The organism is Streptomyces sp. NPDC052064, assembly GCF_055585925.1.
In genome coordinates, this window is record NZ_JBVJJE010000006.1 from 71,475 (window position 1) to 87,458 (window position 15,984).

General features: G+C 71.6%; 13 protein-coding genes. 5 read left to right on the forward strand and 8 right to left on the reverse strand.

The window, feature by feature from the left end:
• Positions 1-85: 85 nt before the first annotated feature.
• The 5 genes from ACZ6TU_RS17635 to ACZ6TU_RS17655 all read right to left on the reverse strand — a co-directional run bounded on the left by ACZ6TU_RS17635 (position 86) and on the right by ACZ6TU_RS17655 (position 6,672).
• On the reverse strand, positions 86-1,588 hold the full coding sequence (locus ACZ6TU_RS17635) for an SDR family NAD(P)-dependent oxidoreductase (RefSeq protein ID WP_467670986.1): 1,503 nt from the start codon (positions 1,586-1,588) through the stop codon (positions 86-88).
• Between the two features lie 105 nt (positions 1,589-1,693).
• Complete coding sequence (locus ACZ6TU_RS17640) at positions 1,694-3,037, reverse strand: wax ester/triacylglycerol synthase family O-acyltransferase (RefSeq protein WP_467670984.1); 1,344 nt, start codon at positions 3,035-3,037, stop codon at positions 1,694-1,696.
• A gap of 416 nt (positions 3,038-3,453) precedes the next feature.
• Positions 3,454-4,674 (reverse strand): glucose-1-phosphate adenylyltransferase, encoded by a 1,221-nt coding sequence (gene glgC, locus ACZ6TU_RS17645; protein WP_467670982.1) that lies wholly within the window; start codon positions 4,672-4,674, stop codon positions 3,454-3,456.
• A gap of 51 nt (positions 4,675-4,725) precedes the next feature.
• A complete protein-coding gene (gene glgA / locus ACZ6TU_RS17650) occupies positions 4,726-5,877 on the reverse strand; it encodes a glycogen synthase (protein WP_467670980.1) in 1,152 nt (383 codons plus the stop codon).
• 39 nt (positions 5,878-5,916) lie between these two features.
• Entirely contained in the window at positions 5,917-6,672 is a 756-nt protein-coding gene (locus ACZ6TU_RS17655; RefSeq protein ID WP_469549337.1) for a (2Fe-2S)-binding protein, read from the reverse strand.
• A gap of 209 nt (positions 6,673-6,881) precedes the next feature.
• On the opposite strand from ACZ6TU_RS17655, the gene ACZ6TU_RS17660 reads away from it, so the two are divergent.
• Positions 6,882-8,192 carry a DMT family transporter gene (locus tag ACZ6TU_RS17660; protein ID WP_469549340.1) on the forward strand — a complete coding sequence of 437 codons (1,311 nt, stop codon included), beginning with the start codon at positions 6,882-6,884 and terminating at the stop codon, positions 8,190-8,192.
• Here the strand turns inward: ACZ6TU_RS17660 and ACZ6TU_RS17665 are convergent.
• Positions 8,182-9,432 carry a peptidoglycan DD-metalloendopeptidase family protein gene (locus ACZ6TU_RS17665; protein ID WP_467670974.1) on the reverse strand — a complete coding sequence of 417 codons (1,251 nt, stop codon included), beginning with the start codon at positions 9,430-9,432 and terminating at the stop codon, positions 8,182-8,184. The two genes, ACZ6TU_RS17660 and ACZ6TU_RS17665, sit on opposite strands and share 11 nt — an antisense overlap.
• Before the next feature lie 349 nt (positions 9,433-9,781).
• On the opposite strand from ACZ6TU_RS17665, the gene gndA reads away from it, so the two are divergent.
• A complete protein-coding gene (gene gndA / locus ACZ6TU_RS17670; RefSeq protein ID WP_469549343.1) occupies positions 9,782-11,221 on the forward strand; it encodes an NADP-dependent phosphogluconate dehydrogenase in 1,440 nt (479 codons plus the stop codon).
• 540 nt (positions 11,222-11,761) lie between these two features.
• Here gndA and ACZ6TU_RS17675 read toward each other — a convergent pair.
• Together ACZ6TU_RS17675 and panD are read right to left on the reverse strand one after the other, a co-directional pair.
• The gene (locus ACZ6TU_RS17675) at positions 11,762-12,106 is read right to left on the reverse strand and encodes a GNAT family N-acetyltransferase (protein WP_469549346.1); all 345 of its coding nucleotides are present in this window, start codon (positions 12,104-12,106) and stop codon (positions 11,762-11,764) included.
• Positions 12,107-12,137: 31 nt separating this feature from the next.
• Positions 12,138-12,557, reverse strand: coding sequence for an aspartate 1-decarboxylase (gene panD / locus ACZ6TU_RS17680; RefSeq protein ID WP_193508397.1), 420 nt, complete (start codon positions 12,555-12,557; stop codon positions 12,138-12,140).
• Positions 12,558-12,926: 369 nt separating this feature from the next.
• On the opposite strand from panD, the gene ACZ6TU_RS17685 reads away from it, so the two are divergent.
• From ACZ6TU_RS17685 to ACZ6TU_RS17695, 3 genes are all read left to right on the forward strand, one after another.
• A complete protein-coding gene (locus ACZ6TU_RS17685; protein ID WP_469549350.1) occupies positions 12,927-13,076 on the forward strand; it encodes a hypothetical protein in 150 nt (49 codons plus the stop codon).
• Between the two features lie 41 nt (positions 13,077-13,117).
• Complete coding sequence (locus ACZ6TU_RS17690; protein ID WP_469549353.1) at positions 13,118-13,741, forward strand: TetR/AcrR family transcriptional regulator; 624 nt, start codon at positions 13,118-13,120, stop codon at positions 13,739-13,741.
• 817 nt (positions 13,742-14,558) lie between these two features.
• Positions 14,559-15,956, forward strand: a complete 1,398-nt coding sequence (locus tag ACZ6TU_RS17695) for an alpha/beta hydrolase (protein WP_469549354.1) — start codon at positions 14,559-14,561, stop codon at positions 15,954-15,956.
• Positions 15,957-15,984 lie beyond the last annotated feature (28 nt).

The following is a 15,984-nucleotide window of genomic DNA, read 5'->3' on the forward strand; positions in this document are numbered from 1 at the left end:
AGGGCGCGGGGCTGTACCGACGTGCGGCTCCGCCACGTGGGCGCGACGAGCCACACTCAACCCGCTGACGCCGACCGGGCAGCCCCTACCACTTCCCCGGCGCGTAGTCCTTCAGAAAGACCCCGTACAGATCCTCCCCCGCCTCACCCCGCACGATCGGGTCATACACACGTGCCGCACCGTCGACCAGATCAAGCGGCGCATGGAACCCGGCCTCCGCCAGCCGCAGCTTGTCGTAGTGAGGCCGCTCATCCGTGATCCACCCCGTGTCGACCGAGGTCATCAGGATCCCATCGCTCTGGAACATCTCCTGCGCACTGGTCCGCGTCACCATGTTCATCGCGGCCTTGGCGGCGTTCGTGTTCGGATGCCCCGCACCCTTGTAGCCACGGCCGAACACGCCCTCCATCGCCGAGACGTTCACGACGTACGCGCGTCCGCTCGCCGCCTTCTTCGCGGCCTCGGCCATGACCGGACGGAGCCTGCTGATCAGGATGAACGGCGCCGTGTAGTTGCACAGCTGGGTCTCCAGCAGCTCCACCGGGGAGATCTGCTCGATCGTCTGCACCCAGGTGTTGCTGTCGACGACGTCGGGGACCAGCCCGCCCGCGTCGATCGCCGTGCCGTCGAGGTGACGCTCGACGCTGGCGTTGCCCGCGACCAGGGCGAGGTCGGCGACCTGCTGGGCGTCGAGGCCGCTGGTGCCGAGGGGCAGCGCGGCCAGGCCGTCGACCGCGCCGGAGTTGAAGGCGCCGATGACGTGGTGGGCGGGGAGCTCACCGGCGGGCAGCGGGGCGCTCTCGCCCTCGACCAGCGCGGCGTAGGCGGAGGGCAGCCGGCGTACGGTCTGGGTCGCGTTGTTGACGAGGATGTCGAGCGGGCCCGCCTCGGCGACCTGCTCCGCGAGGGCCACGGCCTGGGCCGGGTCGCGCAGGTCGATGCCGACGACCTCCAGGCGGTGCATCCAGTCCGCCGAGTCGTCCATCGCCTTGAAGCGGCGGATGGCGTCCTTCGGGAAGCGCGTGGTGATCGTGGTGTGCGCGCCGTCGCGCAGCAGCCTGAGCGCGATGTACATGCCGATCTTGGCGCGGCCGCCGGTGAGCAGGGCGCGCTTGCCGGTGAGGTCGGCGCGGACGTCGCGCTTGGTCCGGTTCACGGCGGCGCAGTCGGGACAGAGCTGGTGGTAGAAGTAGTCGACTTCCACGTACCGGGTCTTGCAGGTGTAGCAGGAGCGCGGGCGCTGGAGTATCCCCGCGATCCTGCCCTCCTCGGTGGCCGACGACGGCAGCAGGCCCTCCGTCTCGTCGTCGATGCGCTGGGCGGAGCCGGTCGCCGTGGCCTCCGTGACCGCCTTGTCGTGGGCGGTCTTGGCGGCCCGGCGCTCCTGGCGGCGGCGCTGCTTGACCGTGCGGTAGACGCCCGCGGTGGCCCGGCGCACGGCGACGGCGTCCGGGTGGTCGATCTCCAGCTTGTCGAGTTCCTCGAGCACGCTGAGGCAGACGGCCAGCCGCTCCGGGTCGATGCCGGGCCCGTACGGGAGCCCGCTCGCCTCGTCCATGGCCTGCGGGCCGTCCTCTGTCACCGTCATCGCCGCTGTCGTTCCCTGCTCTGCTGTGGTGGCGCGCCGGTCGCGCCCGCTTTCGAAGGGCGAATTTTACGGCAGCGGCGGGCCGCACCGCCAAACCCGCCCGATTCAGGACCGGCAGGCGATGATCAGCGTGCGCACCTCCTCCGTGACGGCCGCCGCGAGCCGGTCTAGGTCCGGCACGGCATGGCCGTCGGCGACGAGCCCGTAGTGGACGCTCCCCCGGTACGTCGAGACCGCCACCGCCAGGGAGTGGCCGGGGGCCAGCGGGGCGAACGGGAAGACGGCGGTGAGCGGGTTGCCGCCGAGCCTCAGGCCGAAGCCGGGCAGGGGCACGCTGGTGACCAGGAGGTCGAACCAGAGCCGCGCCGCCTGGCCGACCAGCGGCCCGCCCAGCCGGTGGGCCAGGGCCGGGACGTGGTCGGCGAGCAGGGCGACGGCGCCCGCGCCCCGGTTGGGGCCGGCGTCCTTGTTGCGGTCCATGGCGGTGCGGACCGAGGCGAGGCGGGCCAGCGGGTCCGGGTCGTCCACCGGAAGCCGTATCAGGTACCCGGAGAGCCGGTTGCCCTGCGGGTACGCGGTGCGCGGGCGGCGTTTGGAGACGGGGATCAGGGCGCGGGGCGCGACGTCCTCGCTGCCGTCGCCGCGCTCGTCGAGCCAGCGGCGCAGCGCGCCCGCGACGACCGCGATCAGGACGTCGTTGACGGTGCCGCCGACGGTCTTGCGGACGCGGTGCACGTCGTCGAGGTCGAGCAGCACTCCGGCGGTGCGGCGGGTACCGCTCGGCTCGCAGGTGAGCGCCGGGGTGGAGCGCACGTCGAGGGAGGAGCGGGCGACGGAGGCGCCGATGTCCAGGGCCCGGCCCACGTCGGACAGGGCGCCGCGCACCATCTCCGGCAGCTCGCGTACGTCCGGCAGCACGCCGCGCGGGGGCTCGGCGGGGCGGGGCCGGGAGGCGGGCATGTCCATCGGGTCCATGACGCCCGCGGCGAGGGTCAGCGCCCGCAGCCCGTCGGCCAGGGCGTGGTGGAACTTGAACAGCACCGCGAAGGAGACCCCGTCCTCGCCGGGCAGCACATGGGCCTCCCACGGTGGCCGGCCACGCTCCAGCGGACGTCCCATGAGCCGGCCCGCGACCGTGTGGAAGTCGGCGGTCGGCGCGTGCAGCCGCACATGGTTCAGGGCGTCGAAGTCCGGGTCGGGCTCGCGGGCCGCGCCGCCGAAGGCGAGGGGCCGGCGCAGCGCGGAGGGCAGCGGCTGCCACACGTCGCGGATCCGCATCCGCAGTCCCGGCACGCCGGCGGCGCGGGCCGCGAGCAGGTCGGCCGCGTGGGCGCCGGCGGCGGGCGAGTGGGCCGAGAAGATCCCGAGCGCGCCGAGGTGCATGGGGTGGTCAGCGGACTCGATGTTCCAGAACGCCAGGTCGAGAGGAGCGAGCAGGTCAGCAGTCAAGGGCTTGCCTCGCGTCGACGACGGGTGGGTCAGCAGTCAATCGCCCCCAGCCGATTACGGTCAAGTACGATCAGGCTACGTACAGTTAACAGCAGATTAAGCCCCGCCCCGATGAGAGGGGCGGGACTTATGGTGCATGTGCGGCCAGTTCAGCACAGGTTGCGGCGCCGGGCACCCGGTGGGAGTCACCCGGGAGGCGTCACGGATCGACGCCTGGTGCCGGCCCTCAGCCGGGCCGTGTCCGAGTACCGGCCCGGTCGTAGGTGGGGTCGACGTCGACGTACGACTGCCCCACCGACCAGTCGTGGCCGGGCACCGTCGGCCCCAGGCAGCCGTACTCGCCGCTGACCAGAGCACGCCGACCGTCGGGGCCGGCGTGTCCCGCCGCACCCCCGGTCGCCCGGCCGCACCCCTGCTCAGGTGACCAGCTGCCCCTTGCCGAGCGCGATGACCCCGCCCTCGGACACCGTGTACAGCTCCGCGTCGCGCTCCGGGTTGACGCCGATCGTCGCGCCCGGCGGCACCTCGACGTTCTTGTCGAGGACGGCGCCGCGCACCACCGCGCCCCGGCCGATGTGCACGTTGTCGTGCAGCACCGACCCCTGCACGACGGCTCCGGGGTCGACCACCACACCCGGCGACAGCACGGACCGCGTGACCTGCCCGCGGATGAGGCAGCCGGCGCTGATGATGGACTCGCTGGCGATGCCCCCGGCGTTGAAGCGGGCCGGCGAGAGCTGGTACGAGTGCGTGTAGATGGGCCAGCTGCGGTTGTACAGGTTGAAGGCCGGGCGCTCGGCGATCAGGTCCATGTGCGCCTCGTAGTAGGCGTCCAGCGTGCCGACGTCCCGCCAGTAGCCCTGGTCGCGGGTGGTCTCGCCGGGCACGTGGTTGGCGCTGAAGTCGTACAGCGCGGCCTCGCCCCGGTCGGTGAGCTGGGGCAGGATCGAGCCGCCCATGTCGTGCACGGAGTGCTCGTCCTCCGCGTCCCGCTGGAGCGCCTCGATGAGGGCCTTCGTGGTGAAGATGTAGTTGCCCATGGAGGCGAAGACCATCTCCGGGTCGTCCGCCAGGCCGGGCGGATCCGTCGGCTTCTCCAGGAAGCGCTCCACCGTCTGGCCGTCCGAGCCCGGCGTGATCACGCCGAACGCCGAGGACTCGGTGCGCGGCACCCGGATCCCGGCCACCGTGACGCCCGCTCCGCTGTCGATGTGCTGGGCGAGCATCTGGCGGGGGTCCATGCGGTAGACGTGGTCGGCGCCGAAGACGGCGACGTACTCGGGCCGCTCGTCGTAGATCAGGTTCAGCGACTGGAGGATCGCGTCGGCGCTGCCCAGGTACCAGCGCGGGCCGAGGCGCTGCTGGGCGGGCACGGGTGTGACGTAGTTGCCGAGCAGGCTGGACATCCGCCACGTGGTGGTGATGTGCCGGTCCAGCGAGTGCGACTTGTACTGCGTCAGGACGCAGATGCGCAGCACGTCCGCGTTCACCAGGTTGGACAGGACGAAGTCGACCAGGCGGTAGGTACCGCCGAAGGTCACCGCGGGTTTCGCCCGGTCCGCGGTCAGGGGCATCAGACGCTTGCCCTCTCCGCCGGCCAGCACGATTCCCAGGACCGAAGGACCACCACGACGCATGGCCGCTCCCCTCACGCCGATTTCCGGATGCCTGCCCCTGAGCAGCTCGTACTAAGCCTGTTTCAGGATCTCCTCGTAGAGCCGGACCGTGCGGCGGGCCACCGCGTCCCAGCCGAACTCGCCGACCGCGCGTTCCCGCCCGGCCTCGCCCATCCGCCGGGCGGCCTCCGGGTCGCCCAGAACGGAGTCCATGGCCCGGGCGAGACCCGCCTCGAAGCCGTCGCCGGCCGGGACGAGCAGGCCCGTCCTGCCGTCGTCCACGACCTCGGGGATCCCGCCGACCGCCGAGGCCACCACGGGCGTGCCGCAGGCCATCGCCTCCAGGTTCACGATGCCGAGCGGCTCGTACACCGAGGGGCAGACGAACAGGGCGGCATGCGTGAGGAGCTGGATCACCTCCGGGCGCGGCAGCATCCTCGGAATCCAGAACACGCCGTCACGGACCCGGCTCAGCTCCCCGAACAGCTCGCGGAACTCCTGGTCGATCTCCGGCGTGTCCGGTGCGCCCGCGCACAGCACGACCTGCGCGGCCGGGTCTATGTCCCGCACCGCGCGCAGCAGGTGGGGCACGCCCTTCTGGCGGGTGATGCGGCCGACGAACAGCACGTACGGGCGGGAGCGGTCGAGGCCGATCCGGTCCAGGGCGTCCGTGCCGTGGTCGGGCCGGTACAGGCTCGTGTCGATGCCGTTGTGCACGACGTGGACCTTCTCCGGGTCCAGTACGGGGTAGCAGCCGAGGATGTCCTCACGCATGGCCGCCGACACGGCGATCACCGCGTCGGCGGCCTCGATCGCGGTGCGCTCGGCCCAGCTCGACAGCTCGTAGCCGCCGCCTAGCTGCTCGGCCTTCCAGGGGCGCAGCGGCTCCAGGGAGTGCGCGGTCATCACGTGCGGGATGCCGTACAGGAGCTTGGCGAGGTGGCCGCCGAGGTTGGCGTACCAGGTGTGGGAGTGGACCAGCTCGCGGCCTTCGAGGGCGGCGGCCATGGCCAGGTCGACGGAGAAGGTGCGCAGCGCGTCGTTGGCGCCGTCGAGCGTGGACCAGGGCCGGTGGCGCAGCACGCCGTCGGCGCGGCCCTCGCCCCAGCAGTGCACGTCCAGGTCGACCAGAGGTCTGAGCTCCCGGGCGAGGAACTCCACGTGGACACCTGCACCGCCGTACACATCCGGCGGGTACTCCCGGGTCAGCAGTCCCACTCGCACCCGCAACTCCCTGCTCTCAGCGGCCGTTCCCTTTCATGGTCACCCAGATGGGGCGTGTGGGGAAGAGCGAGGCGGCCGTGTGAAGCAACAGTCACCGCAGACACCCCCTCCGGGCACGCGGTAATACAGACAGCAGCTGCGGCGCCGGAAGGCGGTACCGGCGAGGGTTCCGGTGCCGGTGAGCAGGGGGTGCGCGAGGAGTTCCGCGGCCAGGGAACGGGCCCGGGCGGCTGTGTCCGTACGGCCGTGCCGCCGGGCCCAGCGGTCGAGTTCCCGCGCGGCACCCGCCAGCGCGGAGGCGGCGTTGCCCCGCAGCAGGCCCGGGGCGAGGCGGTGGTGGGCACGCAGGGCCGCCGAGAGGGGTTCGAGGTGGCCGTGCAGGACGACGTCCGCGACGGTCCGCGCGTTCCCGGCGAGCGGCCGTACGTCCGAGAGCCACAGGTCGTCGGGGGCGCCGGCGCCGGCGTCCCAGTGCAGCAGCCGGGCGTCGAGGTCGGGGACACGGCCGTAGAGCGCGGCGCAGCCGACCGCCACGGACCAGAGGCGGGCCGCCAGTCCCAGGTGGGCCACGGACGCCGCGACGCGCAACTCCGGAGTACGCAAGGCGTTCGCGACGTTGCCGACACGGAAAATCAGGGAATTTCCGCACACATCCGGTGACGCGGCGGCGTAGGCCTGTGCGAGAGTGGGAAGAGGCCCCGCCGCCGCTTCTCCCGTGCGCAGCACGAAGTAGCCGCCGAGCGGGCGGAGCGCGGCAAGGCCGGGGTCGAGGTCCACGAAGAGCAGTAGTACCAAGGCCCCTAGGGGATGCGACCCGGTGCCCCCGACCAAGGTCGCCCACCCAGGGGATGATGGGGATCCCCTCGTACTCCATCGGCAGTAGGACCCAATGAGTGCTCAGGGACGACGACGGGAAGACCTGGACACGGCAGGGTGTTGGTCATGAAAGCCGACCAATCGCCGCGCCGGGCTGATCGCCCCCGCCTGACGCAGAGGAGCAGCCGATGAGCGCCCTCGCGTTGTCCGTCCTGCTGTCCCTCGTCTCCGCGTTCGCCTACGCGGGCGGGGCGATCGTGCAGGAGCGGGTCGCGGCGTCCTCGCCGGGCGAGCAGTACGCGCCGCTGCGGCGGCCGGGCTGGTGGGCGGCGGTCGCGCTCAACGGCCTCGGCGGTCTGCTGCACGTGGTGGCGCTGGCGTACGGCCCGCTCAGTCTGGTGCAACCGCTCGGCGCGCTGACCATCGTGGTGGCCCTGCCGATGGCGGCGCTGTTCGTCGGCCGCAAGGCGGGTGCCACGGCGTGGCGGGGCGCGATCATGGCGACGGTGGGGCTCGCGGGTCTGCTGTCCCTGGTCGCCGCGTCCGACGCGCGGTCGCTGGACGCGGCGGAGCGGGTGGCCGTGGCCCTGGTCACCGCGGGTGTGGTCGTGGCGCTGATGATCGCCGGCCGCACCGCGCACCGGCACCCGGCGGTCCGCAGCATGCTGCTGGCGACCGCCTCCGGTATCGCGTTCGGCATGTCCTCGGTGTTCACCAAGACCGTCGCGGTCGACTGGACCGGCGGTGTGTCGGCGGCCGATGTTCCGTCCCTCGCCGTGATCGGCGTCCTCGCCACGGCCGGCATGCTGCTGTCGCAGGCCTCCTACCGGGGTGCCGGCCTCGCGGCCCCGCTGGCCACGCTGACGGTCGTGAACCCGGTGGTCGCGGCCGCCGTCGGCATCACGATGTTCGGAGAAACCTTCCGCTACGGCACGACGGGCACGGCGCTCGCCCTGAGCTGCGGCGTGGTGGCGGCGGGCGGCCTGATCCTGCTGACGACGGAGCGGCTCACACAGGCCCAGCCGGAGAGCGCGGGGACCGGGCTGGAGGTCGCCGGGACGGGTCTGGTTCCTTCGGACACGGGGCTGGGGGCGCCGGTCTCCTTGCCCGGGCCTGCGGCCGAGCTGCCCGGGCCGGCAGAGGGTCTGCCCCGGAGGGTGGGCGCGCCGCCCGTCGCCGTGGGTGCGCTGCCCAAGGCGCTGGGCGCCGGGGCTGGTGATCGTGGCGGAGTCGGTCGCGAGGTGTCAGGGAACGTGCCGGTGACCGTGCCCGCGGTCGCCGTTGCGGGTGCGTCCGTTGCCGGTGCGTCCGTTGCCGGTGCGTCCGTTGCCGGTGCGTCCGGGGCCGACGCGTCCGGGGCCGACGCGGACATCGCGTACGAGAGCGGGGAACCGTCGGTGTCCTCCGAGGAACGCCCGCTCTCCTACGCAGCCTTCTACGGCATCCCGTACGTGCCGATGCCCACGGTGGACCGGCACCGCACGCGCATCAGATCCTGACGCCGCCGGCCCTCAGGTACGCGATGGGGTCGACGTCCGAGCCGAAACCGGGCCCCGTCCGCACCTCGAAGTGCAGATGCGGGCCCGAGCTGTTTCCGGTGGAGCCGGAGCGGCCGATGCGCTGGCCCGCGCTCACCGTCTGCCCGTCCCGCACGGAGATGGCCGACAGATGGGCGTACTGGCTGTAGCGGCCGTCGCTGTGCCGGATGACGACCTGGTAGCCGTACGAGCCGCCCCACCCGGCGCTGACGACGCTGCCCGAAGCGACGGACTTGACGGACGTGCCCGTGGGCACGGGGAAGTCGACGCCGGTGTGGTACCCCTTCGACCAGGACGAGCCGGCCTTGCGGTAGGGCGTCCCCAGCGAGGCGCTGACGGGGGCGACCAAGCCCTGCCGGGTGGCCGTGGACCGTGCTGCGCGCTCCTTGCTCTCGTTCTCGGACCGGTCCTCGGCACGCTCCTCGGCGCGGTCCGGGGACTTCGACGACGGCTTCTTCGAAGACGGTTTCTTCGTCGACGGCTTGGCCGACGGGGCCCGCTCGGGGGCGGGACGCGTCTTCGTGGCGCCCTCGCCGCGCAGCGCGAGCCGCTGGCCGGGCACGATCAGGTCGGGATCGGCCCCTATGGACGAGCGGTTGGCCGCGTACAGACCTCGCCAGCCGCCCCGCACCTCCCGCTCCTCCGCGATGCCGGAGAGTGTGTCGCCCCGCACCACCGTGTACATCTCGGCGCTGCCCGCCCGGGACTGCGGCGTGGACTGCGGCCGCACGTCCTCGATGGAGGTCCTGGGCCTCTGCTTCCGGTCTGCCTTCTCGCCCTTCCTCGTGCTCTCCGCGGCCGGCCGGATGTCTGGCTCGGCTCCGCCCCGGGTCAGTCCGGCCCGTACGGAGCACACCGGCCAGGCGCCCGGGCCCTGCCCGTCGAGCACCTTCTCGGCGACGGCGATCTGCTGGTCCTTGGTGGCCAGGTCCGCGCGTGCCGCGTAGGCCCGGCCGCCGTACGCCTCCCAGGTGGAGTGGGTGAACTGGAGCCCGCCGTAGAAGCCGTTGCCGGTGTTGACGTTCCAGTCGTTGCTCGACTCGCAGGCGGCGACCTTGTTCCAGGTGTCCACGTCCGCCGCCTGGGCGGTGCCGGCGCCCATGAACGGGAGCGCGATGCCCGCGCCGCCCGCCGTGACGGTGAGTGAGGCGCGGTTGATCCTGTTCGGCTGATACCGGCGATGCCGGCCGCGTACGGCCATCGAGAGCCCCCCTAGACATGCGTCAGGAGGGGCAAAAGTAAGCGCTGCGAACCGGCCAGGACAAGGCGGCTATCGGCCGCCCGGTTGCCCAAATGGCCGGGATGAGGCCCCTGTTGCGCGACGTGCGCCACGGCGGTGCACCGTGTACGTCACCCGGTGCGCGTGTGCGGCGCGCGCGGGGACGCGTACGTCGGGTGAGTGCGACGGGGGCTCTTGTGCGTATCTGCCTGCGCGACGTCGTACGACCCGCGCGTGCGGACGACGTCTCGGCACGTCAGGATGGGCGACTGGGGCATGCTGGTGGACACCATCCGCAGCACCGATACCGAGGTCTTTAGGAGCCAACCGAATGAGCAGTACAGCGCAGATCGGCGTCACGGGTCTCGCGGTCATGGGCCGCAACCTCGCCCGCAACTTCGCCCGCAACGGCTACGCGGTGGCGGTGCACAACCGGACGCCCGCGCGCACGCGCGCCCTGGTAGAGGAGTTCGGCGGCGAGGGGGACTTCGTCGCGTGCGAGACCACCAAGGAGTTCGTGGCCGCGCTGGAGCGGCCGCGGCGGCTGGTCGTGATGGTGAAGGCCGGTGAGCCGACGGACGCGGTGATCGAGGAGTTCGCGCCGCTGCTGGAGCCCGGCGACATGATCATCGACGGCGGCAACGCGCACTTCGCGGACACCCGGCGCCGGGAGCGCGACCTGCGCGAGCAGGGCATCCACTTCGTCGGCATGGGCGTGTCCGGCGGCGAGGAGGGCGCGCTCAACGGGCCGAGCATCATGCCGGGCGGCCCGAAGGAGTCGTACGACTCGCTTGGCCCGATGCTGGAGAAGATCTCCGCCAAGGCGGCCGACGGTTCGCCGTGCGTCTCCCACGTCGGCCCGGACGGTGCCGGGCACTTCGTGAAGATGGTGCACAACGGCATCGAGTACGCGGACATGCAGCTCATCGGCGAGGCCTACCAACTGCTGCGCGACGTCGCCGGGTACTCGCCCGCCCAGATCGCGGAGATCTTCCGCACCTGGAACCAGGGCCGCCTGGACTCGTACCTGATCGAGATCACGGCCGAGGTGCTCTCGCACGTGGACACGGAGACGGGCAAGCCGTTCGTGGACGTGGTGGTCGACCAGGCCGAACAGAAGGGCACCGGCCGCTGGACCGTGCAGATCGCACTCGACCTGGGCGTGCCGGTGTCCGGCATCGCCGAGGCGGTCTTCGCCCGTTCGCTGTCGGGCCACGCGGAACTGCGGGAGGCCTCGCGCGGGCTGGCCGGCCCGAAGGCGCAGCCGATGGGCGAGGCGGAGGCCCGGGCCTTCGCCGACCGGGTGGAGCAGGCGCTGTACGCGTCGAAGATCGTGTCGTACACGCAGGGCTTCCACGAGATCGACGCGGCGCGCGGTGAGTACGGCTGGGACATCGACCTGGGTGCGGTGTCCGCGCTCTGGCGGGGCGGCTGCATCATCCGCGCGGCCTTCCTGGACCGCATCCGCGCGGCCTACGACGCCCGGCCGGATCTGCCGAGCCTGCTGTCGGACGCGACGTTCGCGCAGGAGATCGCGGACGCCCAGGACGACTGGCGCGAGGTGCTGATCGCCGCGACCCGCCAGGGCGTGCCGACGCCCGGTTTCGCCGCGGCGCTCGCCTACTACGACGCCCTGCGCGCGGAGCGGCTGCCGGCGGCGCTGACGCAGGGGCAGCGGGACTACTTCGGTGCGCACACCTACCGGAGGGTGGACCGGGACGGGTCGTTCCACACGCTGTGGGGTGGGGACCGGTCGGAGGTCTCCGCGTAGGCGCTCCGCGCTGATGGCCCGGAACGGGGCCGGTGGACGGCTGCATCGGCTGTCCACCGGCCCCGTTCTCTTGCCGGTTCTCTGCCGGTTCTCCTGTCGGTTCTCCTGCCGGTTCTCCTGCCGCCGTTCAGGACAGTGGCGGGCCCGGCTCGGGGTTCGGTACGGGTTCCGGTCCCGGCGGGATCGGGGACGGGTCGGGTCCCGGCACCGGGTCGGGGCCCGGGGGCCCCGGCGGGGTCGGCCCCGGGGGTGGGGTCGGCGCCGGGGGCGGCGGGGTGGGCTCCGGTCCCGGCGGTGGCTGCGGGTTCGGTACCGGATCGGGGTGCGGCTCCGGGCCCGGTGTCGGTCCCGGTGGCACGGGGTCGGGATACGGATTCGTCATGAGGTCCTCCAGCCAGTCGCTCGACTCCGGCTCTGGACTACTCCCCCGCCTACCCGTCGACTGCTTCCCCAGTCACCCCCGCGCAGGACGCGGAGGGGCCAGGTGGAGGTAAACGAGGTCGGGGTCGGGGTCGGACACTGTATGTCCCGGCTCGCGAGTCAGAAGCGGCCGGGGTGTTCGGTCAGCCAGTCCTTCGCCGCTGTCAGCAGGCTCTGGTCTGCCGGTGGGGCCTCGTCGGGGTGGCGTTCGGACCACTTGGCGACGTAGGGGCAGAGCGGGGCGACGGCGCTGTCCTCGCGGGCGGCGATGCCGTAGAGCTCTCGTGCCAGCGCGCCCGCGATGCCCTGGCCCTCGTGGGCCGGTTCGACGATCGTGTGCACGGGCACGAGCGCGCGTTCGGGGCTGTCGAGCACGAAGTACTCGATGCGGCCGACGACTTCACCGCTGGACACCGCCTCCAGGCGGCCCGCCGCCCGGGCGTCGCGGATCTCCAGGTCCTTCATATGGACATGCTCCTGTCCCGTCTGCGTCTGGTCAGGCCCTGACGGCCTGCGGGCTGCGCTGCTGGTCCGAGCCCGGTACCGGCTCGGACGGGTCGGCGCCGAGGTCCACGATCCGGTTGTCGCGGTCCACGTGCACGACCCGGGGGGTGAGTGCCCGCGCCTCGGCGTCCGTCACCTGCGCGTAGCTGATGATGATCACCAGATCGCCGGGGTGGACGAGATGGGCGGCGGCCCCGTTGATCCCGACGACCCCGGACCCGCGCTCGCCCTCGATGACGTATGTCTCCAGCCGGGCGCCGTTGGTGATGTCCACGATGTGCACGAGTTCGCCCGGCAGCAGGTCGGCGGCGTCGAGCAGGTCGGCGTCGATGGTCACCGATCCCACGTAGTGCAGGTCGGCCTGGGTGACGGTGGCGCGGTGGATCTTGGACTTGAACAGAGTACGCAGCACTTTGGACTCCTGGAAGACGGCTCCCTGCCAGCTTTTTGCAGGTCAAGGGCGGTCTTCACTCTACAACTGGCACGCGCCGGACTCGAAGATTGTGAGGAACATCGCTTCACTCCGAGGAGAGGGCTGCCTACCTGCGCTTCCACGCGATCGAGGCGGTTATGACGCCGCCACCAGGTGTCTGTGCGGACAGCCGCACCATAAAGGGCGGGACTGATGCTGACCAGACGCTGACTCACCTGACGGTGCATCAAGCGGGCAGGGGCCTTCCGTTCATCGGCACGCGAATGCGGGTGAGTCGGTTCCACCCACAACGGGCCGCAGTACCTCCGGGAGGCCCTCGACCCCGCTGCCGCGGGAAAGGTCACCCCCATGGTCGAGACGTTCCCGAAGGAGGAGGTGGTCACGGTGGTCGACAGGGTCGCCAAGGGCGCCGTCCGCTTCCGCGCGGTGGTCACCTATCAGGAGGCCGTCCGGGCGACGACTTCGCCGCCTCGCCACGCTAAAACAGAAGCACGTTGACAAATTGAGTCAGGCGCAAGGTACCGCTCTATGCTCGACCCGTGACAAAGCAGGCGAAGACAGCGAACAGCGGGGCCCGCGGCCCCCGGGGGTCCTACGCGAAGACCGCCGAGGTGCGGCAGAAGATTCTCGACGCCTGCGTCGAGGCATTCGGCGCCGGAGGCTTCCACGGCGCCACCATGAAGGACATCGCAGAGCGGGCCGGCATCAGCCAGACCGGCCTGCTGCACCACTTCGGCAGCAAGGCGGAACTGCTGGTCGAGGTTCTCGCCGCACACGAGCGGGAGACGGCCGCGATCGTCCGGGAAGCCGATGACCTGGATGTTCTGCAGACTCAACTGCGGGTCGTGCGGGCCAACAAGGCCCGACCCGGGCTGATCCAGCTGCATAGCATCATCTCGAGCGAGGCCACGACCGACGGGCATCCCGCCCACGAGCTGTACCGGGCCCGCTACGACAGCCTGCGCCTGCACCTGACCCGGATCTTCGCCGAGTTGCGCGGTCGCGGACGCCTGAAGGTCGACACCAGGCCGGAGGTCCTCGCGAACCTGCTCATCGCAGCCATCGACGGACTCCAGATGCAATGGCTGTACAACCCGGGCGCGGTGGACGTGCCGACCGGCATCGAGGCCTTCCTCGCAGGGGTGGTCGACGACGAGGCCTGAGAACTTCCGTGCGGCTGAAACCGTGTGCTAGCGTCCACCTCAATCTCAAAATACGAATCCAATTTCGAGATTGAGGTGGTCGGTTCGCCGATCGCGCACGCGCAGTCGAGGAGACCTCACATGCCTCGCTCTCGGCCATCCGAGACTCGCACCCCGGCCGAGACCTCCGCTGCGTCTGCGCCGTTGGCCGATACTGCCGCGCCCGCCCCGAGCGCGGTCCACGTTGTGACCTCGTCCGGTACCGGTCTGCGGCGAAGGCCCCGAACCGGCCGCCCCGCTCTCCGCCGGGTTCGTCGACGCGCAACCCCGGCCGCATCCGGCGTGGCGGCCGCCGGCGAACACTTCTACGGCCACGGCACATCCGAAGGCGCAGGCGACCAAGCCATCGATCGGATCGGGCGACGTGCCTTCGTCGACGAGCACCTTGCCGACACGAATCGAAGACCCTGGCGACGCCCCCGCTGAAACCGCCGAGGCGCGGCCGACCTGCGCGCCCGCGCACCGGCGAGACCGGGATCCGGCTCCTCGTCGGCGATGAGCGAGCCACGAGCGTGCGCGCGCCTGGTCGGCCGACCCGTCTCGAAGCGGCTTGAGCGCACGATGCCAGAAGCCCGCGGCGGCATCGACGGCGGCGGGTCACAGAGACGGTCGCAGCCCGCGGCTACGACATCCACGGACGCCGCGCCCCCCGATCATCGCCGGACACCGAGACGGCGGCACGCCGACCCCGGAGACAGCCGCCGTCGCGTGCCCGCCGGGCGCCGCGAGCCCGGCACGGACAGAGAAGCGAAACATGACCACAAGGAGACGGACCATCTTGAACGGCAGGCGCGTGGGGATTCCCGCGGCACTCGCTCTGGGGGCGGCGATGGTCTTCGGATGCAGTCACCCTCCCGCCCGGACAGCCGAGGCGGCCGCGGCAGCCCGCACCGAAACCGGCATCACGCCGGTGAATCAGAAGCGACTCTCGCCGCGGCTCAGCGACCTGACCTTCACCTCGTCCGCGCTCGACGGCACGACCAAGGTGCGCGTACTGCTCCCCCGCGGCTACGACGCGCAGAAGGGGCGCCGTTACCCCGTGCTGTACCTCTACCACGGTGGAGGGCAGAGCGCTTCGAGCTGGACACAGGACGGTGCCGCGGAGGAGATCACGGCCGGCCTGCCCGCGATCGTGGTGATGCCGGACGCCGGCTCCACGGAGTGGTACGCCGACTGGTGGAACAACGGCCACCACGGCCGGCCGATGTGGGAGACCTTCCACATCAACAGGCTCCTCCCCTGGGTGGACGAGCACTACCGCACGATCCCCGAGCGCGGGGCCCGGGCCGCAGCCGGACTGTCGATGGGCGGGTTCGGGGCCGTCTCGTACTCCGCCCGGCACCCCGACCTCTTCGGTGCCGTCGGCTCGTTCTCCGGAGACGTCGACCACCAGAACGTCCAGATGCGCACCATCATCGAGCAGCTCCACCCCTCCCTCTGGGGCCCGTGGGCGACGCAGGAAGTCCGCTGGCGCGGGGACAACCCCTGGGACCTGGCAGCCAATCTGGCCCACACGGACGTGTCCCTGTACACGGGCAACGGCCGGCCCCGGCACGACGGCGAGACCGTGGACCCCACGGAACAAAGAATCCGGCAGGAGAACGTGTCCTTCCACGAGCGCCTGCTGGATCTCGGCATCCGGCACCGCTGGCACGACTACGGACCCGGCAGCCACACATGGCCCTACTGGCAGGCCGACCTCCGGGCCTGGATACCGCACCTGAAGTCCTACTTCGCCCGCCACGCGCAGCACCGCGCCACTCCCCGGTCGTTCACCTTCTCGTCGATCAGGCAGCAGTACAGCGCCTACGGCTGGACCGTACGGATGCGGCGGGACGTCACCGAGTTCAGTGCGCTGAACGTTGCGCGCCAGCGCCGCTTCACGGTGGTCGGGAACGGCTCGGCCACGGTACGGACGCCCTCGCTGGCTCGCCCGGGCACGCGGTATCACGTCACCGTCCGCGACCACGAGGGCGCTTCAGCGCGGTCGGCCACCGCCGACGCCCAGGGGCGCTTGACGATTCCCCTCGCGCTGGGCCCCGGCAACCCGTACCAGCAGTACTCGCCGCAGGCCGAGACGTCGAGTACGGGCCCCAGCCCTGACGACGTGCCGTTCCACGCCATGGGTAACAGCTCCCGCTTCAACCGGGCCGAGGTGACGATCCTCCCGCGTTGAGATCCGCTCGCCCAGCCCTCGGGTCAGA

Coding starts and splice junctions, on each gene's coding strand:
- ACZ6TU_RS17635 (WP_467670986.1), bottom strand. CDS start 1,588: ATGACGGTGACAGAGGACGGCCCGCAGGCCATGGACGAGGCGAGCGGG.
- glgC (WP_467670982.1), bottom strand. CDS start 4,674: ATGCGTCGTGGTGGTCCTTCGGTCCTGGGAATCGTGCTGGCCGGCGGA.
- ACZ6TU_RS17660 (WP_469549340.1), top strand. CDS start 6,882: ATGAGCGCCCTCGCGTTGTCCGTCCTGCTGTCCCTCGTCTCCGCGTTC.
- ACZ6TU_RS17665 (WP_467670974.1), bottom strand. CDS start 9,432: ATGGCCGTACGCGGCCGGCATCGCCGGTATCAGCCGAACAGGATCAAC.
- gndA (WP_469549343.1), top strand. CDS start 9,782: ATGAGCAGTACAGCGCAGATCGGCGTCACGGGTCTCGCGGTCATGGGC.
- ACZ6TU_RS17675 (WP_469549346.1), bottom strand. CDS start 12,106: ATGAAGGACCTGGAGATCCGCGACGCCCGGGCGGCGGGCCGCCTGGAG.
- ACZ6TU_RS17685 (WP_469549350.1), top strand. CDS start 12,927: ATGGTCGAGACGTTCCCGAAGGAGGAGGTGGTCACGGTGGTCGACAGG.